Annotated in this window: 22 protein-coding genes and 1 tRNA gene; 15 read left to right on the top strand and 8 right to left on the bottom strand. The window is 56.0% G+C overall.

Going from position 1 to position 25,327, the window contains the following annotated elements; all coding sequences use genetic code 11:
* Positions 1-804, top strand: coding sequence for a crotonase/enoyl-CoA hydratase family protein (locus tag ACOSDR_RS07520; protein WP_420730847.1), 804 nt, complete (start codon positions 1-3; stop codon positions 802-804).
* Between the two features lie 6 nt (positions 805-810).
* On the opposite strand, the gene ACOSDR_RS07515 is transcribed toward ACOSDR_RS07520, so the two are convergent.
* From ACOSDR_RS07515 to ACOSDR_RS07505, 3 genes are all read right to left on the bottom strand, one after another.
* Entirely contained in the window at positions 811-1,626 is an 816-nt protein-coding gene (locus ACOSDR_RS07515) for a hypothetical protein (RefSeq protein WP_420730846.1), read from the bottom strand.
* A 44-nt stretch (positions 1,627-1,670) separates the two neighbouring features.
* On the bottom strand, positions 1,671-2,399 hold the full coding sequence (locus tag ACOSDR_RS07510) for a hypothetical protein (protein WP_420725770.1): 729 nt from the start codon (positions 2,397-2,399) through the stop codon (positions 1,671-1,673).
* Positions 2,400-2,537: 138 nt separating this feature from the next.
* Positions 2,538-3,350, bottom strand: coding sequence for a hypothetical protein (locus ACOSDR_RS07505; protein WP_420730845.1), 813 nt, complete (start codon positions 3,348-3,350; stop codon positions 2,538-2,540).
* 704 nt (positions 3,351-4,054) lie between these two features.
* Between ACOSDR_RS07505 and ACOSDR_RS07500 the strand changes: the two genes are divergently transcribed.
* Both ACOSDR_RS07500 and ACOSDR_RS07495 read left to right on the top strand, forming a co-directional pair.
* Positions 4,055-4,843: a ferredoxin--NADP reductase gene (locus tag ACOSDR_RS07500; protein ID WP_420725810.1), complete on the top strand. Its 789-nt coding sequence runs from the start codon at positions 4,055-4,057 to the stop codon at positions 4,841-4,843.
* 195 nt (positions 4,844-5,038) lie between these two features.
* Complete coding sequence (locus ACOSDR_RS07495) at positions 5,039-6,712, top strand: formate--tetrahydrofolate ligase (protein ID WP_420730844.1); 1,674 nt, start codon at positions 5,039-5,041, stop codon at positions 6,710-6,712.
* A 9-nt stretch (positions 6,713-6,721) separates the two neighbouring features.
* Here ACOSDR_RS07495 and ACOSDR_RS07490 read toward each other — a convergent pair whose 3' ends face one another.
* Both ACOSDR_RS07490 and cobT read right to left on the bottom strand, forming a co-directional pair.
* Positions 6,722-8,242: an AAA family ATPase gene (locus ACOSDR_RS07490; protein WP_420730843.1), complete on the bottom strand. Its 1,521-nt coding sequence runs from the start codon at positions 8,240-8,242 to the stop codon at positions 6,722-6,724.
* Between the two features lie 3 nt (positions 8,243-8,245).
* Positions 8,246-9,301 carry a nicotinate-nucleotide--dimethylbenzimidazole phosphoribosyltransferase gene (gene cobT / locus ACOSDR_RS07485; protein WP_420730842.1) on the bottom strand — a complete coding sequence of 352 codons (1,056 nt, stop codon included), beginning with the start codon at positions 9,299-9,301 and terminating at the stop codon, positions 8,246-8,248.
* A 68-nt stretch (positions 9,302-9,369) separates the two neighbouring features.
* Between cobT and cobS the strand changes: the two genes are divergently transcribed.
* From cobS to cobW, 4 genes are read left to right on the top strand one after another with little or no spacing between them, the layout of a single operon-like run.
* The gene (gene cobS, locus ACOSDR_RS07480; RefSeq protein ID WP_420730841.1) at positions 9,370-10,182 is read left to right on the top strand and encodes an adenosylcobinamide-GDP ribazoletransferase; all 813 of its coding nucleotides are present in this window, start codon (positions 9,370-9,372) and stop codon (positions 10,180-10,182) included.
* 12 nt (positions 10,183-10,194) lie between these two features.
* A complete protein-coding gene (locus tag ACOSDR_RS07475; protein WP_420725776.1) occupies positions 10,195-10,869 on the top strand; it encodes a histidine phosphatase family protein in 675 nt (224 codons plus the stop codon).
* Positions 10,866-11,393 (top strand): bifunctional adenosylcobinamide kinase/adenosylcobinamide-phosphate guanylyltransferase, encoded by a 528-nt coding sequence (gene cobU / locus ACOSDR_RS07470; RefSeq protein WP_420730840.1) that lies wholly within the window; start codon positions 10,866-10,868, stop codon positions 11,391-11,393. The genes ACOSDR_RS07475 and cobU overlap by 4 nt, the downstream gene beginning before the upstream one ends.
* A 9-nt stretch (positions 11,394-11,402) precedes the next feature.
* Positions 11,403-12,443 (top strand): cobalamin biosynthesis protein CobW, encoded by a 1,041-nt coding sequence (gene cobW / locus ACOSDR_RS07465; RefSeq protein ID WP_420725778.1) that lies wholly within the window; start codon positions 11,403-11,405, stop codon positions 12,441-12,443.
* A 31-nt stretch (positions 12,444-12,474) separates the two neighbouring features.
* Here the strand turns inward: cobW and ACOSDR_RS07460 are convergent, their stop codons facing one another.
* A complete protein-coding gene (locus ACOSDR_RS07460; RefSeq protein ID WP_420730839.1) occupies positions 12,475-13,053 on the bottom strand; it encodes an NADPH-dependent FMN reductase in 579 nt (192 codons plus the stop codon).
* Between the two features lie 401 nt (positions 13,054-13,454).
* On the opposite strand from ACOSDR_RS07460, the gene ACOSDR_RS07455 reads away from it, so the two are divergent.
* Complete coding sequence (locus tag ACOSDR_RS07455; RefSeq protein ID WP_420730838.1) at positions 13,455-14,186, top strand: type 1 glutamine amidotransferase; 732 nt, start codon at positions 13,455-13,457, stop codon at positions 14,184-14,186.
* 9 nt (positions 14,187-14,195) lie between these two features.
* Positions 14,196-16,013 (top strand): translational GTPase TypA, encoded by a 1,818-nt coding sequence (gene typA / locus ACOSDR_RS07450; protein ID WP_420730837.1) that lies wholly within the window; start codon positions 14,196-14,198, stop codon positions 16,011-16,013.
* Positions 16,014-16,065: 52 nt separating this feature from the next.
* Here typA and ACOSDR_RS07445 read toward each other — a convergent pair whose 3' ends face one another.
* On the bottom strand, positions 16,066-17,031 hold the full coding sequence (locus ACOSDR_RS07445; RefSeq protein ID WP_420725782.1) for an NAD(P)-dependent oxidoreductase: 966 nt from the start codon (positions 17,029-17,031) through the stop codon (positions 16,066-16,068).
* Between the two features lie 182 nt (positions 17,032-17,213).
* Between ACOSDR_RS07445 and ipdC the strand changes: the two genes are divergently transcribed.
* Together ipdC and ACOSDR_RS07435 are read left to right on the top strand one after the other, a co-directional pair.
* A complete protein-coding gene (gene ipdC, locus ACOSDR_RS07440; protein ID WP_420725783.1) occupies positions 17,214-18,848 on the top strand; it encodes an indolepyruvate/phenylpyruvate decarboxylase in 1,635 nt (544 codons plus the stop codon).
* Positions 18,849-18,854: 6 nt separating this feature from the next.
* Positions 18,855-19,133, top strand: coding sequence for an acylphosphatase (locus tag ACOSDR_RS07435; RefSeq protein ID WP_420730836.1), 279 nt, complete (start codon positions 18,855-18,857; stop codon positions 19,131-19,133).
* A 399-nt stretch (positions 19,134-19,532) separates the two neighbouring features.
* Here ACOSDR_RS07435 and lipB read toward each other — a convergent pair whose 3' ends face one another.
* The gene (gene lipB, locus ACOSDR_RS07430) at positions 19,533-20,240 is read right to left on the bottom strand and encodes a lipoyl(octanoyl) transferase LipB (RefSeq protein ID WP_420730835.1); all 708 of its coding nucleotides are present in this window, start codon (positions 20,238-20,240) and stop codon (positions 19,533-19,535) included.
* A gap of 110 nt (positions 20,241-20,350) precedes the next feature.
* Here lipB and ACOSDR_RS07425 point away from each other — a divergent pair.
* The 4 genes from ACOSDR_RS07425 to ACOSDR_RS07410 all read left to right on the top strand — a co-directional run bounded on the left by ACOSDR_RS07425 (position 20,351) and on the right by ACOSDR_RS07410 (position 25,092).
* Positions 20,351-20,437: transfer RNA gene (locus ACOSDR_RS07425), tRNA-Leu, on the top strand.
* Positions 20,438-20,612: 175 nt separating this feature from the next.
* On the top strand, positions 20,613-22,895 hold the full coding sequence (locus ACOSDR_RS07420) for an NADP-dependent malic enzyme (RefSeq protein ID WP_420725786.1): 2,283 nt from the start codon (positions 20,613-20,615) through the stop codon (positions 22,893-22,895).
* A 25-nt stretch (positions 22,896-22,920) separates the two neighbouring features.
* The gene (mgtE, locus tag ACOSDR_RS07415; protein ID WP_420725787.1) at positions 22,921-24,321 is read left to right on the top strand and encodes a magnesium transporter; all 1,401 of its coding nucleotides are present in this window, start codon (positions 22,921-22,923) and stop codon (positions 24,319-24,321) included.
* A 60-nt stretch (positions 24,322-24,381) separates the two neighbouring features.
* Complete coding sequence (locus ACOSDR_RS07410; RefSeq protein WP_420730834.1) at positions 24,382-25,092, top strand: hypothetical protein; 711 nt, start codon at positions 24,382-24,384, stop codon at positions 25,090-25,092.
* Positions 25,093-25,327: the final 235 nt, after the last annotated feature.

Here is a 25,327-nt window from a genome sequence, read left to right as displayed (position 1 = left end):
ATGACAGAGCCCCGCGTTCTATTTGAAAAGTCACAGGGCATTGTCACCCTGACGCTCAATCGCCCGGATGAGTTAAACGCATTTTCAGAGGCCCCGATGATTAAGGCGTTTCTAGCCGCCCTGGATCAGGTTTCTGCGGAACCGGATGTGCGCTGTGTGATCTTGACCGGCGCGGGGCGGGCCTTCTCCGCCGGGGGCAATGTTAAACATATGCGCGACAAGACCGATATGTTCGCGGGCAGTGCGACCGATATCGAACGCGCCTATGCCCAGGGCATTCATCGGGTGCCGCCAAAGCTGTGGGGACTGGAAATCCCCGTGATTGCGGCGGTCAATGGGCCGGCCTTTGGCGCGGCGCTGGATCTGGTCTGTATGTGCGACATCCGCCTTGCCAGCACGGCAGCAAAATTCGGCGCGCCCTTTGTTAAGATCGGCATCGCGCCCGGCGATGGGGCGGCCTGGTTCCTAAGCCGGATCGTCGGCCCCTCCCATGCCGCGGAAATGATCCTGACGGGCGACCCGGTGGATGCCGATACGGCCAAGGCAATGGGCCTCGTCTCCCGCGTGGTTGATCCTGACGCGCTGATGAGGGAGGCGCACGCGCTGGCAGAAAAAATTGCCGCCAACGCGCCGCTGGCCCTGCAATTATCCAAACGTCTGCTGCGCAAGGCCCCGCATCAGACGCTTGAAGACCATCTGTCGCTCTGCGCCTCCTATCAAGCCCTGCTGCACGGCACGGCAGATCATGCCGAAGCCGTCACCGCCCTGCTGGAAAAACGCAAACCGGTCTTTACAGCGGAGTAATCTTTGCTACCGCCCACAGGGCCCATACTCCATTTGATAGGCAACGAGTTTTAGGATGTAGGCGCGTTCTTCTGGTGTGATTTCCGATGAAATACTGTGCGCGGGATCGGTTCCCTCGATTGCGTTTGCATAGCTAATATAGAGGGCCTGAAGAATGCGCCCGCGCGAGCCATTGTCTTCTGTCGCCTCTGAGTGGCCCAATTGACGCCATAGACTGCCATCGCATTGCGCTTCGACGGCGTCTTTTTTCGGCTTAAGGGCGGCAATTGAAACACCTTCTCCCCCAGACAATCCTCGCCTTTCGAATGGCTCCAAAACGTCTGCCCTGGGTACAAATGCGTGGAACTGGCCGTAGTGTTGGACCGCATTTATGTAAGCGTTAAAGGATTCCGCGATCTCTTGGCGGCGATCACAGTTTCCCGTCAGAATTACCAGTGGGGTTTCACCGGTTCCAGCCAGTGAGATTGCGCCGATAGTGGAATCCACATTCACGATATAGGCTGTAAATGCGTCTAACAGCAACTCGGTGGGGTGTGGGCCTTCTGCGTCGGTTCTGCGTTCCGCATCGACCTGTAATACGCAGTCTTTTACTGGGTATTGTGGATACCAGCCGAAGAGCATGAAGGCTTCCAGCCCCTCCGTTCGTGTCCAGGCTTCTTTAAAGGCCGGTATGCCCGTAAATGGCTCTTTATCTTCCGACAGTACGGTTGGCGCATTAGATATTGTAATGGCAATGACAAAGCAGACGCACAGGACGTGTCGCACCACAGCACGGAACGCGATACGACTGCATATTGGGACTTCATGTTTATTCGGTCGCATGAGAGATCTTTCCGCTCGGTTTTCCCAAGACTCTGTGCCCATCTCTACCGCCCGCAGGGGCCGTGTTCCATCTGATAGGCGACGAGTTTTAGGATATAGGCGCGGTCTAAATCTGAAACTTCTGCTGGAATGTTGCGCGCGATATCTTTGCCCTCGATTGCGTTGGCGTAGGCGTTGTAGAGAGCCTTTAGGTAGGATTTTGCTACAGCATCTGTCGCCGCTTCTTTTGCATAGGATACTCCAACCTTGCGCCATAATTCTGGATCACATTGCGTTTCTATTGCCGCCTTGGCCAGGGCCAACCTGCTCTTAGAATAGGCACTTGCCGCAACAAGGCCTTGATTCTCATACTGGGCCAGAAAAGCTGCATCCGGCACGAAGGCCTTGAAAACTGCGTAATCCTGTTTCGAGTTTATGTAATTCATGAAATTGCGTGTGATCTCTTCCCGCCGGTCGCAACTTCCCGTCATAACAAATGTGCTGCTGGAAAACGTACCTGATGAGGAGAAAAGGCCGACCTTGGGGTCTTCATTGGCGATAAACGACATCATTCCCGTCAGCAGCATACCCTCCATTCGATCCGCTCTGGTGCCAGGGTTTAAAGTTGTCGTAACGATGAAGGTGCAGTCTTTTACAGAATGTTTGGGATACCATTCAAAACTGAGGAACGCCCCCAAGGCGGTGTCGTTTCTTCGCGCGTCAGCAAACTCTGGAATGCTGAGGTAATACGGCGTGTCCGCTGTTTCAGCTTTTGCACCAGCGCCATTCAGCATAATGACCGCCAGTACGGCCAATATGGTTTTGCGAAATCCGTCTTGTGTCATCGTTTCGAACACTTTTGACTGATTTATTCTATTTTTCCACACGAGACTCTTTCACCCTGATTATGGATGTTAAATCGTTGCCTATTCCTACCCCCCGCAGGGACCATGTTCCATTTGATAGGTGACGAGCTTCATGACGTAATCCCGTTCGTCCTCTGGCAGTTTCGTCGAGATGGCGGGCTGGGTATCCTGACCTTCAATCGCCATTGCATAAGCATTGTAAAGGGACAAAATGGCTTCAGATAATCGTGGCTCAGGTCCCTCCTTTGCCATGATGGCTCCAAATCGCCGCCACAGCGCCGGGTCACATTCGGCCTCAACCGCGGCCTTTTTGGCTGCAATCATATTTTCTGTGTAAGAGAAATAGTTGGTTAATTCAGTGTCGCTGTAGTTGGCCAAAACGGATTGGTTCGGCACAAAGGCAGTGATCACAACAAGGGGCTGCAGGTCGTTGAGATAGGTCTGCAGTTCAGCGACGATCTCCGCCCGTCGTTCACAATTGCCGGCAAAGACGACGAGGCGTTCTTCAAAGGTCCCGTCCAGATAAGACAGCCCCAGTTCACGATCGCGATATTCCGAGAAGGAAAATATGCCATTGAAAATCATTTCATCCGTATTGTCGCCGTTGATGCCACTTTCTTTCGTTACGCCGGGTGCAAGCGCCAAATTCATCTGAAAAACGCATTGCCGGATCGTGAATTGGGGATACCACTCAAATTTCATGTATGAGTCTACATTATGAGCGTACCGCCAGTTGATGTGCAGTTCCGGAATATCGGCGAAGGGGTTTTCATCGCTTTGGCCATGAACAGGTCTTGGCCATAGCAGCGCGACTACAGCGAAAGTTAGTGATATGCACATGAACCAGCGATTGGTTCGTAAAGAGGCAATTGCAATCATGCGGCTTTCCTTCGACGCCACCCTTAAAGGTTGATCTTTTTCTGATTTCTAACTTTCTTATCATGAGAGTAAGCCTTATTGAAGAGTGTCTTTTACAGTTGTTCTATGATCATTGTGTGAGAGAGGAACCTAGTTTCATGATTAAAGCATTGTATTCCAACCGAAAACTTACCGGTTTAGGGATAACTCTCTGTGTCGTCTTCTCTGGTTTATGTCTTATATTGGGGGCGGGACTGACATATGGGTTGGCTCTCAGCATTGATGGAATCCTAATTGAATATTCGTACCCCCGGACAAGGGAGCTAATTGTTGAAACGCTCTGGGACTTAACACCTTATATTATTGTTCTTTTTGGACTCGGGTTCTCGCTGGCCTTTTCAGCAGTTTACTGGGGTCGGACCCGAAAGGGTTGAACTTGTAATTTCCCCTGATCAAACAGTTCTTTGATTACCTCTTCTGGCGCTTTCGTTCAGGTTTCCGAGTGCGTCGGGGCGAAAAGAGAATCATGAAAATATAAATATTAACTATTTTTTATTGTAGAATAAAATTAACAACACAAATTCTTGAGAAAAATGGCTCGGCCCCTTGCAATTTCTCCTATGCAGTCTGTATATGGGCCTATCGACAGCATGGGTGACTTCGTGGATGGGGATTGATATTCTTGTTCTTGGGCGGAGCGCTGGAACGGAGTGGGTAGAATGGAAATGAAGCCGCAGACAATTCCTGGATCGGTCAATCTGGTGACCGTGGTGGATGTCCATCATTGGACCGAGACGCTGTTTTCCTTTCGGGTGACGCGGCCAGACAGCTTTCGCTTCCGCTCCGGTGAATTTGTGATGATCGGCCTGATGGTCAATGGCAAGCCGCTGTTGCGCGCCTATTCGGTGGCCAGCCCGGCCTGGGACCATGAATTGGACTTCTATTCGATCAAGGTTCAGGACGGCCCCCTGACCAGCCGCTTACAGAAAATCCAGGTGGGTGACGAAATCCTGTTGGGCAAGAAGCCGACGGGTACGCTGGTGCTGGATGCGCTGTTGCCGGGCAAGACGCTGTATTTGCTGTCGACCGGGACCGGCATTGCACCCTTTGCAAGTGTGATACGGGACCCCGACACCTATGAGCGGTTTGAGCGTGTGATCCTGACCCATACCTGCCGAACCGTGGCCGAATTGGCCTATGGCGAAAAACTGGTGGCCGATACGATCAACGATCCACTGGTCGGGGAAATGGTGGATGGGCGCCTGATCCATTACACCAGCACAACCCGGGAAGATCATCCCCATACCGGTCGCATCACCGACCTGATTGAAAGCGGTAAATTGTTCACCGATCTGGGCCTGCCTGCTTTCAATCCTGACAATGACCGGGTGATGATCTGTGGCTCCATGGCGATGTTGAACGACACCAAGGCCGTGGTTGAAGCCGCCGGGCTGGAAGAAGGCTCCAACGCCAAACCAGGTCAGTTCGTGATCGAAAAGGCATTTGCCGGATAAATTAGTCTCGATGCGACCTTTGCGTCATCGGATGTCGTCTTAACCGCAAAATAAGTCGCGGGGGCGCGCTCGCTGTCGCCTCAATCCCCGTAGCACTATGTCTGTCCGTAACAGGGGGTCCGATGGGGGTTCCTGGAATACGAGACACCGCAATTCGCGCGACTTCACGCGCAATAGAACTTTTGAAAGGTGGGAATGAGCATGTCCGATATCGAAATCGCCCGGAAAGCCAAAATGAAACCGATCACAGAGATCGGCGCAAAACTGGGCATTCCTGCCGATCAACTGATGCAGTATGGCCCGAACAAGGCCAAGATGAGCTTTGACTATCTGGACTCCCTGAAAGGTAAGCCCGATGGCAAGCTGATCTTGGTAACCGCAATCTCTCCGACGCCGGCTGGGGAAGGTAAGACGACGACCACGGTTGGTCTGGGCGATGGCCTGAACCGCATTGGCAAGAAGGCGATGATCTGCCTGCGTGAACCCTCGCTGGGTCCATGCTTTGGGGTCAAGGGCGGTGCTGCTGGCGGCGGATATGCCCAGGTCGTGCCGATGGAAGACATCAACCTGCATTTCACCGGTGACTTCCACGCTATCACATCGGCCCATAACCTGTTGTCGGCCTTGATCGACAATCATATCTATTGGGGCAACTCCCTGGGCTTTGACGAGCGCCGTGTTGCCTGGCGTCGTGTGCTGGACATGAATGACCGCGCCCTGCGGGATATCGTCGTCTCCCTGGGCGGTGTCGCCAACGGGTTCCCGCGCCAGACCGGTTTTGACATCACGGTCGCGTCCGAAGTCATGGCAATTTTCTGCTTGGCCGATGGCCTGAAAGATCTGGAAGAGCGTTTGGGCCGCATCGTGGTGGGCTATACCCGTGACCGCGCGCCGATCCTGGCCCGTGATCTGAAGGCCGAAGGCCCTATGACGGTGCTGTTGAAAGACGCGCTGATGCCAAATCTGGTACAGACCCTGGAAAACAATGCGGCCTTCATTCATGGGGGCCCGTTCGCCAATATCGCCCATGGCTGTAACTCTGTTTCTGCCACCAAGTCCGCCCTGAAAGTCGCCGATTATGTGGTGACGGAAGCCGGGTTTGGCGCCGATCTGGGTGCTGAGAAATTCTTCGACATCAAATGCCGCAAGGCGGGCTTGAAGCCCGAAGCTGTTGTCATTGTTTGCACCATCCGCGCGATGAAAATGCATGGCGGTGTGGCGAAAGATGGGTTGGGCGACGAGAATGTCGCGGCTGTAAACAAGGGCTTGGTCAATCTGGGTCGCCATATCAGCAACATCAAAAAGTTTGGTGTGCCTGCCGTGGTCGCGATCAACAAATTCATCAAAGACACCCCGGCGGAAATCGCAGCGGTTCAGGAATTTGCCAAAGCCAACGGCGTTGAAGCCATCCTGTGCGAACATTGGGGCAAAGGCTCAGAAGGCACCGAAGACCTGGCCAAGCATGTGGTTGGCCTGATCGATGGTGGCACGGCTAATTTTGCGCCGCTGTATCCAGATGAAATGCCCCTGTTCGATAAGATCAACACGATCTGCAAGGAAATCTATGGCGCTGCAGAAGCCACTGCCGATAAGAAGGTCCTGGATCAGTTGAAACAGTGGGAAGAAGATGGCTATGGCAATCTGCCGGTTTGTATGGCCAAGACGCAGTACAGCTTCTCCACCGATGCGACCCTGCGCGGTGCGCCGTCCGGCCATATCGTGCCGGTTCGGGAAGTGCGTTTGTCAGCGGGTGCTGGCTTCATCGTCGCTATCTGTGGCGAAGTGATGACGATGCCGGGCCTGCCGCGCAAGCCGTCATCAGAAGTCATCAAGTTGAATGCTGAAGGCCAGATCGAAGGTCTGTTTTAAGATCTAAGCTTAAAGGCTTTTGAGTATAGCGGCGACCTGATCTTCTGTGGGATCGGTCGCCGCAATTTTTTGCCAGGTCATTTCGCCCCAGCCATTTTTAAACTGTTGTGCCACGACCTGTATCGTCGCATCGGACACATCGCCGGTCCGGCCCGCGACCCGGGCTGTAGCGGTGGCTTGATCCAGATCCAGCCAGATACCAATAAAGGGCACGCCCGTCTTTTGGGCAATGGCCTTAATGTGTTCGCGGCTGTCTGGATGGGTGAAGGTGGCATCGGCGATTGCGCTGTGTCCTTGGGACAGGGCAAGCGCACAAAGTCGTTCCATCTCCGCATATGTTGCGATGCTGGCGGGTTCACGATACGCCTCAGGCGGCAATCGTTCTGTTTCATCCTTCAAACCATACAAGCGCTTGCGGATCGCATCGCTGCGCGCGATCAGGGCACCAGGGGCTGCCCCAATATGGGGACTGAGCAACCGGGCGATGGTGGATTTCCCGCTGCCAGATGGTCCGCCAACAGCGATCAGAACGGGCGGTTTGGTGGACAAATAGCCCAATGCCCGGTTCAAGTAATCACGCGCCGTGGCACGACGTGTTGCCGCCTTCTCAGCAGGGTCAAAGGCAGCAGCGGCATAGCCAACCTTGGCGCGAACCTGCGCGCGCATAGACAGGAACAGGGGCAGCAGGCTCAGACCCGCAATATCTGCGGGCCGCCGCTCCAGATATCGGTTGAGCACGATGGCCGCCCCGTCTCGCCGATCATGCGCCCCCAGATCCATTAACAGGAAGGCAAGATCATACAGGACATCAATATGGGCATAGGCGTCATTGAATTCGATACAGTCAAACAAGGTCGGTACGCCCTGCCAGCGACAAATATTGGCCAAATGCAAATCGCCATGGCAATGACGCACAGATCCTTCCGCTGCACGCTGGTCCAGCAGGGGTGACACACGCTTTATTATCTCTGTGACCGTCATTCTAAGCTGTCGGACAGTGTCCTGATCACAGGTCGGCTCTTCCGCCAACATGGTCAGATTGCCAGAGAGTGTCTTGCCCAGTGGTATGGAGCCCCCAGCCTTTTTCAGGGCAGGTTCGGCATCGTGAAAATCTGCAATTGTCTCCGCCACTAGGCGCAATTCCGGATCGCTGGGCGGGACGTCGGCAAAGGTATTTTCAAATCGGGCCATTTCTATGACCGTGTCCAGGGTACCTGCCGGGTTCGTATCCAGATCAGACAAGGCCAATCCATCCGGACCATCAATGATGGCGCGGGTGCCGTGATAAAGCTCTGGGGCCGTGCGCCGGTTCAACCGAACTTCATTGCGACAAGCCGCTCGTCTCTTTTCTATTGTGGAAAAATCCATGAAAAAATATTCGACATCGCGCTTCAGCTTATAGGCGCGGTCGGACAGCAGAAATACAATGGCCCCATGGGTTTCTATCCGCTGGGGTGTTTCACCGCCATGGGTCGCCGGATCAGACAGGAAGGCGATAATATGGTCCTGTGTTTTTTCCGATCCGGTCATTACTCAACCCTCTTTGTTGCTGACACCGGCCTCTTCAAAACTGGCCATGCCGCTGTGGCAGGCAACGGCGGATTTCACGATGGCCAGCGCAAGGGCTGCTCCGGATCCTTCACCCAGTCGCATGCCGAAATCCAGCACGGGACGCTTTCCCAAAACCTTGCAAAGGTTTGCATGGGCGGGTTCAGCAGATAGATGCCCGACGATACAATGATCCAGGGCGTGATGATCCATTTGGAATAAGACGGCCGCTGCGACAGTGCAGGCATAGCCATCCAGGATGACCGGGACACGACCAATGCGGGCGGCGATGATCGCGCCGGTAATAGCGGCCAGTTCAAATCCCCCCATGCGGCGCATCGCATCGAACGGGTCCGTGGTCTGGGGCAGATGCAGGGTGACGGCCTGATCCACGGCGGCGATTTTGCGCGCCATGGCATCGCCGGTCACGCCGGTTCCGGGCCCGGTCCAGTCGGTTGCGGTGCCCCCAAACAGCGCATGCGCGACGGCGGCCGCTGCGGTCGAATTGCCAATACCCATTTCCCCCAGACACAGGCAGTCAATGCCTTCATCCACCGCCATCATGCCATAGGCCATGGCCGTGGCGCATTCTTCCTCTGTCATCGCGGGCCCCTGGGTGAAATCCTGGGTTGGGTTCTCCAGCGCCATTTCATAGACGCGCAATTCCGCATCATGGACGGCGCATAGCTGATTGACTGCCGCACCACCGCCTTGAAAATTTGCCACCATCTGGGCTGTGACATCGGCCGGATAGGCAGACACGCCCTTTGCTGTGACCCCATGGTTGCCGGCAAAAACAGCCACGCGGGGGCGGTCGATCCGGGGTGGGGTGCGGGCCTGCCAGACGGCGACCCATTCTGCCAGTGTCTCCAGACGGCCTAAAGATCCAGGAGGCTTGGTCAGGGTTGCTTCTCTGGCGCGGGCGGCGTCCCTGGCGGCGAAATCCGGACCGGGAAATGCAGCGATCAGCGACCTGATTTCATTAAGGTCTGCCCTTGGTTCTGTCTGGGGTTCCGCCTGTTGCTGTGGGTCATCGGTCATAGAAATCTCCTTGGCTGGCATCAGTCCGAGCTTGCGCGTATTCGCCCTTGGCATTAAGCCTTCGCACCATGACCGGCAAGACGGAAAATGGAAAGCCTGAGGGGCTGGGGGATCAGGTGCGGTTGCGCCTGGACCAGCTATGCGTCGCGATTGGATTTATGACGCGCCTGCCCGTGCCGTATCGGACAGTCCCGGTGGCGCGGACTGTCTGGGCCTTTCCCTTTGCCGGCGCGTTGGTTGGTGCTCTATCCGGGGCAGTGCTGTGGGGAATGTTGGCGGTTGGATTATCGCCTTTGGTTGCGGCTTTTGCGGCCCTGGCAGCCAGTGCGCTTGTGACCGGTGCATTACATGAAGACGGCCTGGCTGATTGCACCGATGGGTTTTGGGGTGGGCACACGCCAGAACGGCGCCTGGAAATCATGCGCGACAGCCGCAGCGGTGCCTATGGCGTGCTGGCCCTTATTCTGGCAACAGGCATCAAGGCGATGCTGATTGCTGATCTTGTTGTTGGTTGGGGTCCTTATGCCGTCTGGTCTATGTTGGTTGCGGTTCACGCAATGGCGCGGTCGGCCCTGCCTTTGGCAATGATGCAATTTCCCATGGCGGCAAAGACCGGGCTGGCTGCACAGGTTGGCGCGCCGAATGGATCCACAGTCATTGCAGGCTTAATTCTGGCGACGTTTCTAGCCTGTTTTGTTCTGATCTTCATCCCGCTATGGATCCTGCCGGTTCTGATGGCGATATTATGTGGTGTCGCGATGTTGATGGGGGGATTGGCACGGTCAAAGCTGGGGGGCGTGAATGGGGACAGTTTGGGGGCGACAGAACAGATCAGCGAGATTACGTGCCTTATCGTACTGGCAATTATTTTAGGGACCTAAGGGGCAATAGGTATGGCGACGACAGTAACGCGATGGTGGTGGATCAGACACGCCCCGGTGACAGCCAATCAGGGACGGATATATGGCGGTGCGGACCTGCCCTGTGAAACCGATGATCCGGATCTGTATGCCGGGATTGCGGCGCTGTTGCCCAAGGATGCGGTGCTGGTAACCAGCAACCTGATGCGCACGCACCAGACTGCGGATGCGATCAAGGCAGCGGGATTAACGTTTCCAGAACGATTGGAATATCCGGATCTGGCAGAGCAGAGTTTTGGCGACTGGCAGGGACAGCATTACGCCGATGTGGAAAAGGTCGACCCCCGTGTCGTGCATGATTTCTGGCTATGCCCCGCCCATTGCCGCCCGCCTGGTGGGGAAAGCTTCGTTGACCTGATCGCCCGGGTGGCGTGTGCGATTGAGGCAATTTCTGACGAAAATCCAGGCCGTGATGTTGTGGCTGTTGCACATGGCGGAACGATCCGTGCGGCCCTGGCCATTGCCTTGGGCCTGGATCCAGAACGCGCCCTGTCTTTCACCATTGATAATTGTTCCCTGACGCGCATTGACCGTATCGAAACCGGACCCGAAGACCCACAGCCGGGCAAGGGACAGTTAAGCTGGCGGACCGTCCTGGTGAATCGGCTGCCGGGAGAGCGCCCGCCGGGTGGAAAGCCACTGCGATGACACAGTCTGATCCTCCAAAAATCAGTTTTTTTCTGGGCGGTGCCCGGTCCGGCAAGACGCGCCGCGCGCTTTCTTTAGCGGAATCCAGCGGCAAAGCACCGGTCTATATCGCGACAGGTCAGGCCTTTGATGCCGAAATGCAGGATCGCATCGATCGGCACAAGGCAGAGCGCGGCCCCCATTGGCGCACGGTAGAAGCCCCCATCGACCTTGCCGCAGCGATCACCTCCAGTTCCAGCACAAAGACCATTCTGTTGATCGATTGTCTGACCCTGTGGCTCAGCAATCTGACATTTGCACAGCGGGACACAAGCGCGGAAACGCAAATTCTGATTCAGGCCTTGCAGGACGCAGCCGGACCTGTGCTTGTCGTCTCTAATGAAGTGGGACTGGGCATCGTGCCAGAAAATGCGCTGGCCCGTCGGTTCCGGGATGATCAGGGCCGACTGAATCAATCCATCGCTGCGGTCGCGGATCGTGTGGAATTTATCGCAGCTGGCCTTCCTCTGACGTTAAAAGGATAGAACTTTCTCATGGCAACACGCATCCCCGCTACGGTTATCACTGGCTTTCTGGGTGCAGGCAAAACCAGCCTGATCCGCCATATGATTGAAAACAATCGCGGTAAGCGCCTAGCATTCCTGATAAACGAATTTGGCGATTTGGGCATTGATCGCGAATTGCTGCTGGGCTGTGGCATAGAAGGCTGTGACGAGGATGATGTGGTGGAACTGTCCAATGGCTGCATCTGCTGTACCGTGGCCGATGACTTCCTGCCCGCGATTGAGGCGATCCTGGCGCGGCCTAATCCGCCCGATCACATTCTTATTGAAACGTCAGGCCTGGCCCTGCCAAAACCCCTGGTAAAGGCTTTCTCCTGGCCTGAGGTGAAGGCACGGATCACGGTCGATGGCGTTATCACCGTAGTCGACAGTAAGGCGTTTTCTGAAGGTCGTTTTGCCGATGATGAGGCTGCGGTTCAGGCCCAGCGGGAGGCGGATGAATCGCTTGATCACGATAATCCGTTGGAGGAAGTGTTCGAAGATCAATTGCTGTGTGCCGATATGGTTATTCTGAACAAGCTGGATTTGCTTGAGGATGGGGTCGCTGATCGCATTCAGGTCGAACTGGCGGCTCATATGCGCCCTGGTGTGCGGTTTGTTCATGCCAGAGAGGCCGCAGTCGATCCTGTCGTGATGCTGGGTCTGGATGCAAAGGCTGAGGATGATCTGGCCAATCGTCCCAGCCATCATGATGATCATGGCGATGGCGAAGATGATCACGACCATGATGATTTTGACAGCTTCACCCTGCGCCTTAGCAGCGTTGCGGATGCCGACGCATTGGAAGCGCGCATCCTGAAAGCGGTCGGCGATCATGATATCTTGCGCGTGAAAGGCTTCCTGGATCGCCCCGGCGTCGCCCGCCGCGAGGTGGTTCAGGCCGTCGGGCCGCGCCTGCGCCGGTATTTTGATCGCGCCTGGCGGCCCGATGAAACCCGTCAGTCAGAATTGGTGATCATTGGCCTGAAAGGCCTGGACCAGGACGCAATTTCACGAGCGATCCTGGGTTAGGGCGCTGGACATTGGGGCATTCTGGCGTCTATCACGCGATGATCTTATCGGTCATTTGCGCCAGATTTGCCCCGATATCTTTCAACTGCTTTTCGCGGTCGGGATCGTTGATCGAATCGTCGTCATTGAACAGTTTCGTCGCGCCCGATACGGCCAACTGCTTGGGCAGGACATGGACCCCAATATTGCCCAGAATGGCGCGCACATGAACCAGCCCACGCAATCCCCCTAAAGCGCCGCCCGATGCGGAAATCAGGGAGGCTGTCTTGTCATTGAAGAAACGCAATCCTGATCCGTCCTGATCGGGGCGTGACACCCAATCAATGGTGTTTTTCAGCAAGGGGGTGATGGAACTGTTATATTCCGGACAGGCTAGCAGCAGACCATGATTGTCCGCAAACAGGGCGCGAAGCTCCTTTGCCTTGGCCGGAATACCTTCTGCCGCTTCCAGGTCTTCGTCCATGATCGGCAGTGGATATTCGCGTAAATCTATCACCGTGACCTCCGCCCCGGCCTCCTGGGCCCCTTGTACGGCAACGGCAAGGATCTTCTTGTTCAGGGATTCCTTTTTGGCACTGCCGGCAAAGGCTAGGATTTTTGGCTTGGTCATTGGGATGCTCCTTATGGTGAAAAACAGCCTTGAATCCTTACATAGGATGCTGCAGTGCGGTGACAACTGGTGTGGTGCGCGATTATTTGGGATCACCAGGATCCCTTTATCGGCCTGTCGGCTAGGAGAGGGCGCGCAGGCGATGTGGTTCATCGTCAAGCACCCTCAACGCTGTCCGACAGGCCGATAAAGGGACCAAAGGCGTTGTTTGCGGCGCTCCGGGCCGCCTCGCCTTCCTCTCGCGATGCCCCGCATCGCTTCGCGAAACGCTCCTAACCGGAGCGCCGCAAACAACGTCCTGGTTGACCCCAAATAACCGCGCACCACACTAAACCTTGCTGGACGGATGGCCTGCGCTCGGCTACAAGCCGCGCAAAGTATATACCTGAAAGAGGATTTCAATGCGACTCGGCATTCTAGAAGCCGGGCGGCCGCCTGCGCCGCTTGATGAAAAACATGGGACCTATCCGGGCATGTTTCAGGATTTGCTGCGTTCGCATCTGCCGGACGGCTCAGAAGTCATTGGCTATCCGGTCATAGAAGACGGCTTTCCCCGAACTGTGACCGAATGTGATGCCTGGCTGATCACCGGCAGCGCCTATGGCGTTTATGATGATGTCCCCTTTATTGGGCGGCTGATTGATTTCATTCAGGATGCCCATAAGGCCGGTGTGCCGATGGTTGGCATTTGCTTTGGCCACCAGATCATTGCCCAGGCCCTTGGTGGTCAGGCGGGTAAGTCAGAGAAAGGCTGGGGCGTTGGGGCGCACAGCTATACCATCCGGCAGGCACCGTCCTGGATGGGGAACGCCTCTGTGAATGATAACTTTGACACCTATGTCTCGCATCAGGATCAGGTGACGGCAGTGCCACCTGGCGCGACAGTTCTGGCCAGCAGTGATTTCTGCAACAACGCCATGCTGGCGATTGGCGACAAGATTTTGACCCTGCAAAGCCATCCGGAAATGCCCAGTGCCTATGTTGGGGACCTTTATGATGTGCGCCGGGCGCGGATCGGTGAGGAAAAAGTCGATGCGGCATTAACCACTGTTGCAAAGACCTCCCTCGCACCCGATGCCGACCGCGTTGCCACCTGGATCGGTGCCTTTTTGACCCAAGCCCTTGAAAGTTGAGATTTGAAAATGGACCTGCGGAATATCGCGATTATCGCCCACGTTGACCATGGGAAAACCACCCTGGTGGACAAGTTGTTGACCCAATCCGGGGCGGTACAGACGCACAGTGCGCTGACAGATCGCGCCATGGATTCCAATGAATTGGAAAAGGAACGCGGGATCACGATCCTGGCGAAATGTACCTCTGTCGAATGGCAGGGCACGCGCATCAATATCGTCGACACCCCTGGCCACGCCGATTTCGGGGGCGAGGTGGAGCGCATCCTGTCTATGGTTGACGGGGTGGTTCTATTGGTTGATGCCGCCGAAGGGCCGATGCCGCAAACCAAGTTTGTGCTGATCAAGGCGTTGGACCTGGGCCTGAAACCGATCGTGCTGATCAACAAGGTCGACAAGCCTGACGCCCGCCCGGACTGGGTGATCGATCAGGTGTTCGACTTGTTCATTGCCCTGGATGCCTCTGACGAGCAATTGGATTTCCCGGTTCTCTACGCCTCTGCCAAGCAGGGTTGGGCGGCTGAGACACTGGAAGAAGACCGAACAGATATGACGCCGCTGTTCAACCGTGTGCTGGCCCATGTTGCGCCACCGGTCGCAGACCCGGATGGTCCCTTCAAAATGCTGGTGACGACGCTGGAAAGCGATCCCTATTTGGGGCGTATTCTGACCGGGCGTATTCTGTCTGGGACCATTACCGTAAACCGCACGGTTAAAGGGCTGGGCAGAAACGGCAAGCCAGTGGAACAGGCGCGTCTGACCAAGTTGCTGGCTTTCCGGGGCCTGAAGCGCGAACCGGTCGATAGCGCCATGGCGGGCGATATTGTCGCCGTCGCCGGTTTGGGTAAGACCACGGTCGCCGATACGATCTGCGATCCGGCTGTGGAGGAACCGATTCCCGCCCGCCCGATTTCACCGCCAACCATGGCGATGACTGTATCGGTGAATGACAGCCCCTTGGCAGGTCGCGAAGGGGACAAGCTGACTGGTCGCATGATCGGGGATCGTCTGATCCGTGAGGCTGAAGGCAATGTCGCGATCAAACTGACGGAAAGCGCAGAGAAGGATGCCTTCGAAGTTGCCGGTCGCGGTGAATTGCAGTTAGGCGTGCTGCTGGAGCAGTTGCGCCGCGAAGGCTTTGAAATGACCGTCGGGCCGCCCCGCGTGCTGTATCGTGAAGACGAAAACGGCAAGCGCCTGGAGCCGATGGAAGAAGCCCAGATCGACGTGGATGAAGAGTTTTCCGGCGTCGTGGTTGAAAAGATGGGTCTGCGCAAAGGTGAAATGACCGAAATGCGCCCATCCGGTGGCGGCAAGACGCGGATCGTCTTTGACATCCCGTCTCGCGGTTTGATCGGCTATCAGGGCGAGTTTCTGGCAGATACGCGCGGCACCGGCATTCTGTCGCGCTTGTTTAAGGGCTTTGCGCCCCATAAGGGTCCGATCCCAGGTCGTCGCGAAGGGGTGCTGATTTCTGCGGAACAAGGCTCTGCAGCACCCTATGCCCTGACCAATCTGGAAGGCCGTGGTGCCTTGTTCGTTGATCCAGGTGATCCTGTCTATGTCGGCATGTTGATCGGGGAGCATAACAAGGGCAATGACCTTGAAGTGAACCCGATCAAGGCAAAGCAGCTGACCAACTTCCGCGCATCTGGCAAGGAAGATACCGTCAAACTGACCCCGCCGATCCGTCGCACGCTGGAAGAAGCTTTGGCTTATATTCAGGATGATGAACGGGTGGAAGTCACACCGGAATCCATCCGTCTGCGCAAAGCGATCCTGGACCCCAACGAGCGTAAAAAAGATAAACGCCGCCGCGAGTCCTAAGTCTGTTTTGATCCCCTCCCCCGCATTGGGGGAGGGGGCCACTAAGCCACATTTACTTTGTCACCCGACCCTTTGGGATCACCTCATATCCTGGCTCCTCTGGCTCGTCGTCCAGTATTTCCGCAGGGAAACCGGGGGCCAGGACTTTGATGTTACACGCATCTTCCAGCCGGCGGATGATATTGGGTGACCATTCCCGCGGGCCATAGCGGCGCTGGCCGTCTTCAAAGATTTCAATCATCTTCGGGTTCAACTCCAGGGGCACGCCGGCGCGATCCGCGATGGTCTGGAACAGGCCGATGTCTTTCAGCACCAGATCCATGGTGAAGCTGATATCGCGGCTGCCATTCAGGATGACCTGACTTTCGGTTTCATGGACGAAGGAATTGCCCGACGAAATCTTAATCGCCTCATAGGCGGTGCCCAAATCCATGCCCGCTGCCTTCGCCGTGGTCAGGGCCTCTGTCAGGCTGATCAGGTTGGCGGTGGCCAGATAATTGGTGATGACTTTCAGGACGGATGCACTGCCCAGAGGGCCGGTATGCAGCACACGGCGTCCCAGAACGGTCAGAACCGGCAGCATGCGGTCAAAGGCAGCGCGGTCACAGCCTGCCAGAATGGCTATATTGCCCGTGGCGGCACGATGGCACCCGCCGCTGACTGGGCAATCAATCGGTTCTGCGCCCTTTGCCTTGACCATCGCGCCCAGGCGTTTGACCTCGGCTTCGTCTGTCGTGCTCATTTCCGCCCAGATCTTGCCTGCGCTCAGGCCTGCCAGGACGCCGTCTTCTGCCTCCAGCACTGCCGCACTGGCGGCAGGGGAGGGCAGGCAGGTGATGGTGATATCACACGCCTCTGCCATAGCCTTGGGGCTTGCGGCAGCCTTGGCCCCCTTTTCTACAAAGGTTGCGACCAGCGCGTCGTTTAGATCGCGCACCATCACATCCTTGCCATTGCGCAACAGGCTGCCGGCCAGTTTACCCCCGACATTGCCCAGACCGATAAAACCAATTTTCATGCTTGTTCCCTTGTGTTGTAGCGCGGCAATTGTGTTACGCGCGCGGTGCCGATACGCGATCAGGGTTTCACGAAATTCGGCCGATGCATACCGATTGTTTCTTTTTTCAGGGCCGGGATTGCGCAGAAATTTTCACCTGTCCATAGTTGAAATCAACCATTCAAAGAACAGGGAACACCATCATGGCAGGTTTGGCGGAATCCGTTTTACAGGCATTGAAGGACCGTGGGGCGGGGGAGGTTTTCGGTATACCCGGCGATTTCGCGTTGCCCTTTTTTAAGATAATTGAAAGCAGTGATATTTTGCCGCTCTATACACTCAGTCACGAGCCGGGGATTGGCTTTGCAGCCGATGGAGCCGCGCGGTTCACCAGCGGGCTTTCGGTCGCTTGTGTGACCTATGGGGCCGGGGCATTGAATATGATCAATCCGGTTGCCCAGGCCTATGCAGAAAAGACGCCGATGGTAATCATTTCCGGCGCACCCGGTAAGGCTGAAGGGCAGCGTGGCCTGTTGCTGCATCATCAGGTCAAGCGATTGGATTCCCAATGGCAGATTTTCAAGGAACTGACCTGTGATCAGGCGCGATTGGATGACCCCGCCACAGCGGCACAGGATATTGCCCGTGTCCTGGATCGTTGCCTGCATGATTCTCGTCCCGTCTATTTGGAAATTCCTCGTGACATGGTGCTGACTGAGATTGGGGAGGTTCCTGTCTTCACACCGGCACAGGGCAATCCGGAAGCCGCACAATCAGCCGCCCGGGAAGTGCTGATGCGATTGGCGGCGGCGGACAATCCGGTGCTGATGGTGGGCGTTGAGGCAAAACGCTATGGCTTGGAAGCCCAGGTTACCACACTGGCGCAGAAGCTGCGTATCCCTGTCACCACCAGTTTTATGAGCCGGGGATTGTTGGCGGGACAGGATGTTCCTTTGGTCGGCACGTATCTGGGCGCAGCCGGGAAACCTGAAGTCAGTGATCTTGTCGAAGGGTCTGATTGTTTGCTGATGCTGGGCGTGATTGTCAGCGATACGAATTTCGGTGTGTCGGGTGGCAAGATCGATATGAGGAATGCCATCCACGCCTTCGATGGTCAGGTCCGGGTTGGCTTGCATTTCTATCCAGACGTCTTGTTGGAAGATTTTCTGGACGCGTTGATTGCGGAGGCGAAACCATTGGGTCAGGCAGAACATCGAGCGGATTCGTCCAGTCTTGGCCCGTTGCAGGTCGATGGGGAGCCGATCCACCCGATGGATATTGCCCGGGGCATCAATGAACTTTTTGCCCGTCACGGGGTGATGCCAATGACGTCCGATATGGGAGACTGCCTTTTTACCGCGATGGATATCGATAATACGGAACTGGCAGCACCGGGCTATTACGCCAGCATGGGATTTGGCGTGCCGGGCGGTTTGGGGGTACAGGCGGCAACCGGACGTCGGCCTTTGATTCTGGTAGGTGACGGAGCATTTCAGATGACCGGCTGGGAAATTGGGAATTGCCGCAAATATGGCTGGAACCCGATTGTTGTGCTGTTCAACAATACCAGTTGGGAAATGTTGCGCGTGTTTCAGCCCGGCCCGGCCTATCACGATCTGCCCGATTGGCATTATGCGGCCCTGGCGGATGGGTTGGGCGGGCGCGGCCATAGGGCTAGTACCCGCGCAGAACTGGCTGCAGCGCTGGAAGCCGCTTTTGCTGATGACAGTCAATTTCAACTGGTTGAGGTGATGTTGCCGCGTGGGGCGATCTCTGACACGCTGCATCGGTTCGTCACCGTGATCCGGGAATTGTCGTCTCTGGCGCAAGATGGATAGTGTTCTATGACCAAATCAGTTCAGGTTCGGATTGAGGGCAAGGTCCAAGGTGTCTGGTTTCGCGCATGGACTGAAAAGCAGGCGCGTGCTCTGGCGCTGAAGGGCTGGGTGCGCAATTGCCCTGATGGCAGTGTTCAGGCGCTGTTCAGTGGTCCCGCGGCGGCGGTTGATCAAATGGTGGCCGCCTGTCACGGCGGGCCCCCCAATGCGCAGGTGACATCGGTCACGCCGCATCCGGCCCAGGCACCCGATCAGGATGGGTTTCAGATCCGTCGTGATGGGTGATGATGGAATAGCGGTAATTTCCTGTATTCGCGATTTTACAGTATTCACCAGAAAAGAGCTTTGGGATAGGCAGAATGAACAGGAATATTTATTTGGCAGTGCAGTAAATTTTAGTGTGCAGCGCAATACACGATGTGAGATATATAGAATTCGGTGGTTTGCGTCGCAAATATGTCGCAGATTGGCGATTTTTATCATGATTTTTCTTTAGGCTTTACTGTAAGTCCTGTGCGACGATCCGCAATTGCAGTGTCATCGCCCAGAACGGCCATTAACCAAATGACCCCGAATGGGGCTGGTATCATTGGGAAGGTCGATACAATGAGCGATGAACCAAAGCAAAATCAGGATCACCCCTGTAAAGGGCCTCATCCGACTGATTGACTGTGTCTGGATCGTTTAAAGCCGCGTTCCAATCGGTCCAAAGACTTCCGCAAAGGCGGTTTCCAGCGCGATATCCAAATCGGGCAACCCTACCGGCAGGCCTAAATCCACCAGCGACGTGACGCCCAAATTCTGGTCTGCGATGCCGCAGGGCACGATGCCGTCGAAATGGCTGAGATCCGGCTCCACATTGATCGATATCCCGTGGAAGGTGACCCAATGGCGCACCCGCACACCGATGGCGGCGATTTTGTCCTCGCGTCCCTTGCCTCGGTCGACCCAGATCCCGACGCGGCCCTCGCGGCGCTCTCCCACAACATTGAAATGGGCCAGGGCGCGGATCACCCATTCTTCCAGGTCGTGCACGTAACAGCGCACATCCGCGCCGCGCTCTTTCAGGTTCAACATGGCATAGGCGATGCGCTGGCCCGGCCCGTGATAGGTATATTGTCCGCCCCGCCCGGTCTTATGCACGGGAAAGCGCGCGGGCGTCAGCAGGTCTTGCGCCTTCGCGCTGGTGCCAGCGGTATAGAGCGGGGGATGCTCCAACAACCAGATCTGCTCTGGCGCGGTACCGGCATGAATCGCGGCAACGCGGGCTTCCATCTCTGCCACGGCGGTGTCATAGGCGACCGGCTCCGCACTGACGCGCCAATCCGGTCGTGCGGTTTCGGACCAGCGGTCCGGGGAACAGGATTTGTCGGGGGTGGCGCTTAAATCCATAACGGGTCGAATTCCTTTGCACACAGCCATCGCCCCGCTTGATCGGGGGCCGGTGATTGGCTATACCATCGCGCACTCGCGGGCAAAAGCCCCCGAGCATGGCATGGTGTGCGGTCGTGGCGGAATTGGTAGACGCGCAGCGTTGAGGTCGCTGTCCGGTAACACGGGTGGAAGTTCGAGTCTTCTCGACCGCACCATGTCTTGTCTGAAAGGGTTCTGAGCGTCTCTGTTAAAAGAGTTTTTCAACGCAGCCCCTTTCCCCTCCTGTAAATTCGGATAAGATGCTGGCATCAACCGCAGTATAGCGGAGTGGCCGGTGTCTAGGACTGTGCTCTGCACAGTTCAATCACGCATTCAAGGGGATACATACTCATGGCGAAAAATTTCGACCAGGAGGCGTTGGCATATCATCGTATGTCACCTGCCGGGAAACTGGCGGTCGTCGCAACCAAACCGCTGGCGACACAGCGCGATCTCAGCCTGGCCTATTCCCCCGGTGTGGCCGCAGCCTGTCGTGAGATTGAGCGTGACCCGGTTGAGGCCGCCTATCTGACGGCGCGTGCCAATCTGGTGGGTGTGATCACCAATGGGACCGCCGTGCTGGGCCTGGGGGCGATTGGTGCCCTGGCGTCCAAGCCGGTGATGGAAGGTAAGGCCGTCCTGTTCAAGAAATTCGCCGGTATCGATGTGTTTGATATCGAGGTCGATGAGACCGATCCGGACAAATTCTGTGCCGTTGTCTCCGCACTGGAACCAACCTTTGGCGGCATCAATCTGGAAGACATCAAGGCCCCGGAATGCTTTGAAATCGAGAAGCGCTTGCGCGCGAAGATGAAAATTCCGGTTTTTCATGATGACCAGCATGGGACCGCGATCATTGTCGCTGCGGCGGTTTTGAATGGCTTGGAACTGTTGGGCGAGAAGTTTGAAGATATCAAGATCGTAACGTCTGGCGCGGGGGCTGCGGCGCTGGCCTGTTTGTCGATGTTGGTCGCGATGGGCGCGAAGCGGGAGAATATCTGGGTCACCGATATTGACGGCCTGGTCTATGAAGGCCGGGAGCAGATGGACGAATATAAAGGCATTTATGCCAAACAAACCAATATGCGCACCCTGGATGATGTGATCGACGGGGCGGATGTCTTTCTGGGCCTGTCTGCCCCCAATGTCCTGAAGCCTGAAATGGTCAAGCGCATGGGCAAAGCGCCCATCATCCTGGCGCTGGCCAATCCGAATCCTGAAATCCTGCCCGAAGATGCGATGGAGGCCCGCCCGGATGCCATCGTTGCGACGGGTCGGTCGGATTATCCCAATCAGGTCAATAATGTGCTGTGCTTCCCTTTTATCTTCCGGGGGGCATTGGATGTTGGGGCGACCACGATCAATGAGGAAATGAAGGTTGCTGCGGTCAAAGCCATCGCCGCCCTGGCGCGTCGCGAAGTTTCCGAGGTTGTTGCCAAGGCCTATGGCAGTTCCGGTGGGTTCGGGCGGGATCACCTGATTCCCAAACCGTTTGATCCACGGTTGATTTTGGAAATTGCCCCCGCCGTTGCGCGGGCTGCAATGGAGTCTGGTGTGGCGACACGCCCGATTGAGGATTTCGAAGCCTATAATGCGCGGCTGGAATCTTTCGTCTATCGCTCCGGCACCGTGATGAAGCCGATCATTGATCGTGCGGTCGCGGATCCCCGTCGCGTTGTTTATGCGGAAGGGGAAGAGGAGCGGGTGCTGCGCGCGGTACAGATCGTCGTTGATGACGGTATCGCCCATCCGATCCTGATCGGCCGTCGAAAAGTTATTGAGCAACGGATTGAACGCCTGGGCCTGCGGCTGGTGATTGATCGGGATTTTGAATTATGTGATCCCGAAGATGATCCACGCTATAAGGAATACTGGACATTGTATCATGAGTTGACCGGTCGGCAGGGTGTTTCGCCAGAGCTTGCGCGGGAAGTCGTGCGCACACGGACCACGGTGATCGGGTCGCTAATGGTGCGTCTGGGACAGGCCGATGCGCTGATCTGTGGGACGATGGGACGATTCCGCGATCATCTGAAACATGTCCGCCGTGTGATTGGTGTGCGCAGCGGGGCGCGGGACTTCTCTACCCTAAATATGTTGATCCTGAACAAGGGGATATTTTTCTTCTGCGATACCCATGTCAGTTTCGACCCCACCGTTGAGGAACTGGTCGAAATGGCGATCCTGGCGGCGGAAGAGGTGCGCCGCTTTGGCATCGAGCCGAAGATCGCCATGCTGTCCCATGCTAATTTTGGCAGTTCGGATTCCCCCTCTTCAATTAAAATGCGCCAGGCGGTTGCCATTCTGCAGCGCGAGACCGATTTAGAAGTAGAAGGTGAAATGCATGCCGACACCGCGTTGGATGAAACGCTGCGCGCAACCTTGATGCCGGAAAACAAACTGACCGGCTCGGCGAATTTGATGATTATGCCGACGCTGGATGCGGCGAATATAGCGTATAATGCGGTGAAAATGCTGGGAGACGGGCTGTCCGTTGGGCCGATTATGATTGGATCGGCGCGCCCGGTGCATATTCTGACAACCTCGCTGACAGCGCGGGGCATTGTGAATATGACGGCTGTTGCTGTTGTGGATGCGCAAATGGAAACACGCACCTCGGAAAAGAGGGCCTGAAGTACTGAAACAGGGATTCTGACTTATGTCGGAAGCGGCAGAAAAGACGGATAGCGAAGACGGCGACGCCTTCGACGAACTGTATGGTCTATCAAACGAGACTGTAGAGGCCGTTGAGGCTGCCGTTGATGAAGGCGCACCGCCTGACACCATCCGGGAACTGGTGGTGCCGCTGCATGCTGCGGATTTGGCGGACTTGCTGGAACGCCTGTCCCCGGATGACCGGCTGTCGGTGGTTCATGCGCTGGGCGATGAGCTGGATTCCGATGTTTTCTCCTATATCGATGAATCCGTGCGCGAGGATATCGTCGATGAATTGCCCAATTCCGTGCTGGCAAACATCGTCCGTGATCTGGATTCCGATGACGTCATCGACTTTCTGGAAGATCTGGACGAGGAGGATCAGCGCGAGATCCTCGACACGGTCTCTGCCGAAGACCGGGTCCTCTATGAACAGGGGCTGAGCTATCCGGAGTATTCCGCCGGGCGATTGATGCGGCGGGAAACCGTGACCATCCCCGATTTCTGGACTGTTGGTCAGACCATAGACTTTATGCGGGGTGAAGATACCGACCTGCCCGATGATTTCTATAACATCATTGTCGTCACGCCGTCGCATAAGCCGGTCGCATTGGTACAGCTTTCAAAATTGCTGCGGACCAAGCGGGTGGTGCCCATCTCCGCCATCATGGAAACCGACGTGAAGGTCATGCCTGCGGATATGGATCAGGAAGATATGGCCTTTCTGTTTCGTCAATATGGCCTTGTCGAAGCCCCGGTTGTCGATGCGGACGGGGTCCTGGTCGGGGTCGTTACCATCGATGATATCGTCGATGTCATGGACGAAGAACATGAGGATGACATCCTGAAACTTGGGGGGGTTAGTGAGGATGACTTCTATTCTGACTTCTTCGAAACAACCCGTCTGCGGTTTTCCTGGTTGCTGGTGAATTTAGGGACGGCGATAGTTGCCTCCCTGGTGATCGGGTTGTTTGAAGATGCGCTGGGCAAAATTGTGGCTCTGGCCGTTCTGATGCCCATTGTCGCCTCCATGGGTGGAAATGCGGGGACCCAGACACTGACCGTTGCGGTGCGGGCGTTGGCGACCAATGAATTGACGGCACGCAATGCGGTTCGAATCATGACCAAGGAAGTTCTGGTGGGCTGTGCCAATGGCTTCCTGTTTGCCGCCATTATGGGGGTAATCGCCTGGTTGTGGTTCAGTGATCCTATTCTGGGGGCGGTAATTGCCTTCGCGATGGTACTGAATCTGATCATTGCGGGGTTCAGTGGCGTTCTGATCCCCCTGGTGATCGAACGGATCGGTCAGGACCCCGCTATCGCCTCGACAGTCTTTTTGACGACAATCACGGATGTGGTCGGTTTCTTTGTGTTCTTGGGCCTGGCGACATTGGTTCTTGTCTGATTAGGCACGGCGCTTGCTTTGGCTTTTTGCAGATACATTCTGCAACACAGGGCCGCCACGATGTTACCGACAAACAATTCCAGCATTTACCGGGTCGCTACAGCCTATGAGGCCGCGAAACAGTCACAAACCGTTGCGCCGGATGCCGCCGATCTGGCCCGAGATTTGGGACGGGCGCGGTTCTATGATGCACTGGAAGGGCGGTACGGATTGCCCGGTAATGCCCTGGCCAGTGCGGATGAGGCTGCCCAGGCTTATGGAAACTCTGGGATATCAAACTCGGCGGACCAGAATATTGCGCGACGCTATGATCTCAGCGCCCTGTCGGTGGATGAAATCATCTCCCTTGCAGATGACTTGAAAAATGCGGGGCGGCTGGATCAATCCGACACGGATTTGATGCAGTACAACATGCAGTCGCTGCCTTTTGGGGTGGACAGTGTGTTTTCAACCTCTCCAGTTGCCGCCTTCGCGCGCGCTTTGGGACAGGGCAGCAGCACAGGCAGCCGCACTTTGGACCTGATCCGTCAGCAGGAAGAGCAAATTCAGTATCTCAGCGACAATGACGCGGACCCTCGGGCGCTGCGCGGTGCGAAGGCGGTTCTGGGGCAGTTGCGCTTGTTGCAGGCAGAACAATCCCTCTACGCCCAAATGGATGCCGCGCGGGATAAGGCGGAAGATCGCCAGACCAGTGGTGGCTTTGGTCCCTTTGGCGCCATGACAGATTTAATGAGCCTGCCCCCATCTACCATCGCCCTTTTCAGCGCTTAGAGCATCATGCGCTCGAATAAAGCTCACACAGGTTGCCCAGACAAGACTACCGCCCAGGATGGGGCCTGAGCGGTAGCGGGGAGGGAATGTGTGAACACATATTGAAGACGTCCACATAAAATAGGTAACACCATTCCCATGTCGGGTGAAGTATAAAATCGCAATGGTCGCATTTTTCTTTTTTCCAGACACCCTATAAGAGTGTTTGGTTGTGAATGGCTTTCTCTTTTGGCCT

It is taken from the genome of Hwanghaeella sp. 1Z406, assembly GCF_048892425.1.
Classification (GTDB): Bacteria; Pseudomonadota; Alphaproteobacteria; order UBA8366; family Aestuariispiraceae; genus Pacificispira.
Note: the sequence above shows the minus strand (reverse complement) of the source record. Positions and strands in the feature narration are given on the sequence as shown.

Coding starts and splice junctions, on each gene's coding strand:
- ACOSDR_RS07520 (WP_420730847.1), top strand. CDS start 1: ATGACAGAGCCCCGCGTTCTATTTGAAAAGTCACAGGGCATTGTCACC.
- ACOSDR_RS07515 (WP_420730846.1), bottom strand. CDS start 1,626: ATGCGACCGAATAAACATGAAGTCCCAATATGCAGTCGTATCGCGTTC.
- ACOSDR_RS07510 (WP_420725770.1), bottom strand. CDS start 2,399: ATGCTGAATGGCGCTGGTGCAAAAGCTGAAACAGCGGACACGCCGTAT.
- ACOSDR_RS07505 (WP_420730845.1), bottom strand. CDS start 3,350: ATGATTGCAATTGCCTCTTTACGAACCAATCGCTGGTTCATGTGCATA.
- ACOSDR_RS07500 (WP_420725810.1), top strand. CDS start 4,055: ATGAAGCCGCAGACAATTCCTGGATCGGTCAATCTGGTGACCGTGGTG.
- ACOSDR_RS07495 (WP_420730844.1), top strand. CDS start 5,039: ATGAGCATGTCCGATATCGAAATCGCCCGGAAAGCCAAAATGAAACCG.
- ACOSDR_RS07490 (WP_420730843.1), bottom strand. CDS start 8,242: ATGACCGGATCGGAAAAAACACAGGACCATATTATCGCCTTCCTGTCT.
- cobT (WP_420730842.1), bottom strand. CDS start 9,301: ATGACCGATGACCCACAGCAACAGGCGGAACCCCAGACAGAACCAAGG.
- cobS (WP_420730841.1), top strand. CDS start 9,370: ATGACCGGCAAGACGGAAAATGGAAAGCCTGAGGGGCTGGGGGATCAG.
- ACOSDR_RS07475 (WP_420725776.1), top strand. CDS start 10,195: ATGGCGACGACAGTAACGCGATGGTGGTGGATCAGACACGCCCCGGTG.
- cobU (WP_420730840.1), top strand. CDS start 10,866: ATGACACAGTCTGATCCTCCAAAAATCAGTTTTTTTCTGGGCGGTGCC.
- cobW (WP_420725778.1), top strand. CDS start 11,403: ATGGCAACACGCATCCCCGCTACGGTTATCACTGGCTTTCTGGGTGCA.
- ACOSDR_RS07460 (WP_420730839.1), bottom strand. CDS start 13,053: ATGACCAAGCCAAAAATCCTAGCCTTTGCCGGCAGTGCCAAAAAGGAA.
- ACOSDR_RS07455 (WP_420730838.1), top strand. CDS start 13,455: ATGCGACTCGGCATTCTAGAAGCCGGGCGGCCGCCTGCGCCGCTTGAT.
- typA (WP_420730837.1), top strand. CDS start 14,196: ATGGACCTGCGGAATATCGCGATTATCGCCCACGTTGACCATGGGAAA.
- ACOSDR_RS07445 (WP_420725782.1), bottom strand. CDS start 17,031: ATGAAAATTGGTTTTATCGGTCTGGGCAATGTCGGGGGTAAACTGGCC.
- ipdC (WP_420725783.1), top strand. CDS start 17,214: ATGGCAGGTTTGGCGGAATCCGTTTTACAGGCATTGAAGGACCGTGGG.
- ACOSDR_RS07435 (WP_420730836.1), top strand. CDS start 18,855: ATGACCAAATCAGTTCAGGTTCGGATTGAGGGCAAGGTCCAAGGTGTC.
- lipB (WP_420730835.1), bottom strand. CDS start 20,240: ATGGATTTAAGCGCCACCCCCGACAAATCCTGTTCCCCGGACCGCTGG.
- ACOSDR_RS07420 (WP_420725786.1), top strand. CDS start 20,613: ATGGCGAAAAATTTCGACCAGGAGGCGTTGGCATATCATCGTATGTCA.
- mgtE (WP_420725787.1), top strand. CDS start 22,921: ATGTCGGAAGCGGCAGAAAAGACGGATAGCGAAGACGGCGACGCCTTC.
- ACOSDR_RS07410 (WP_420730834.1), top strand. CDS start 24,382: ATGTTACCGACAAACAATTCCAGCATTTACCGGGTCGCTACAGCCTAT.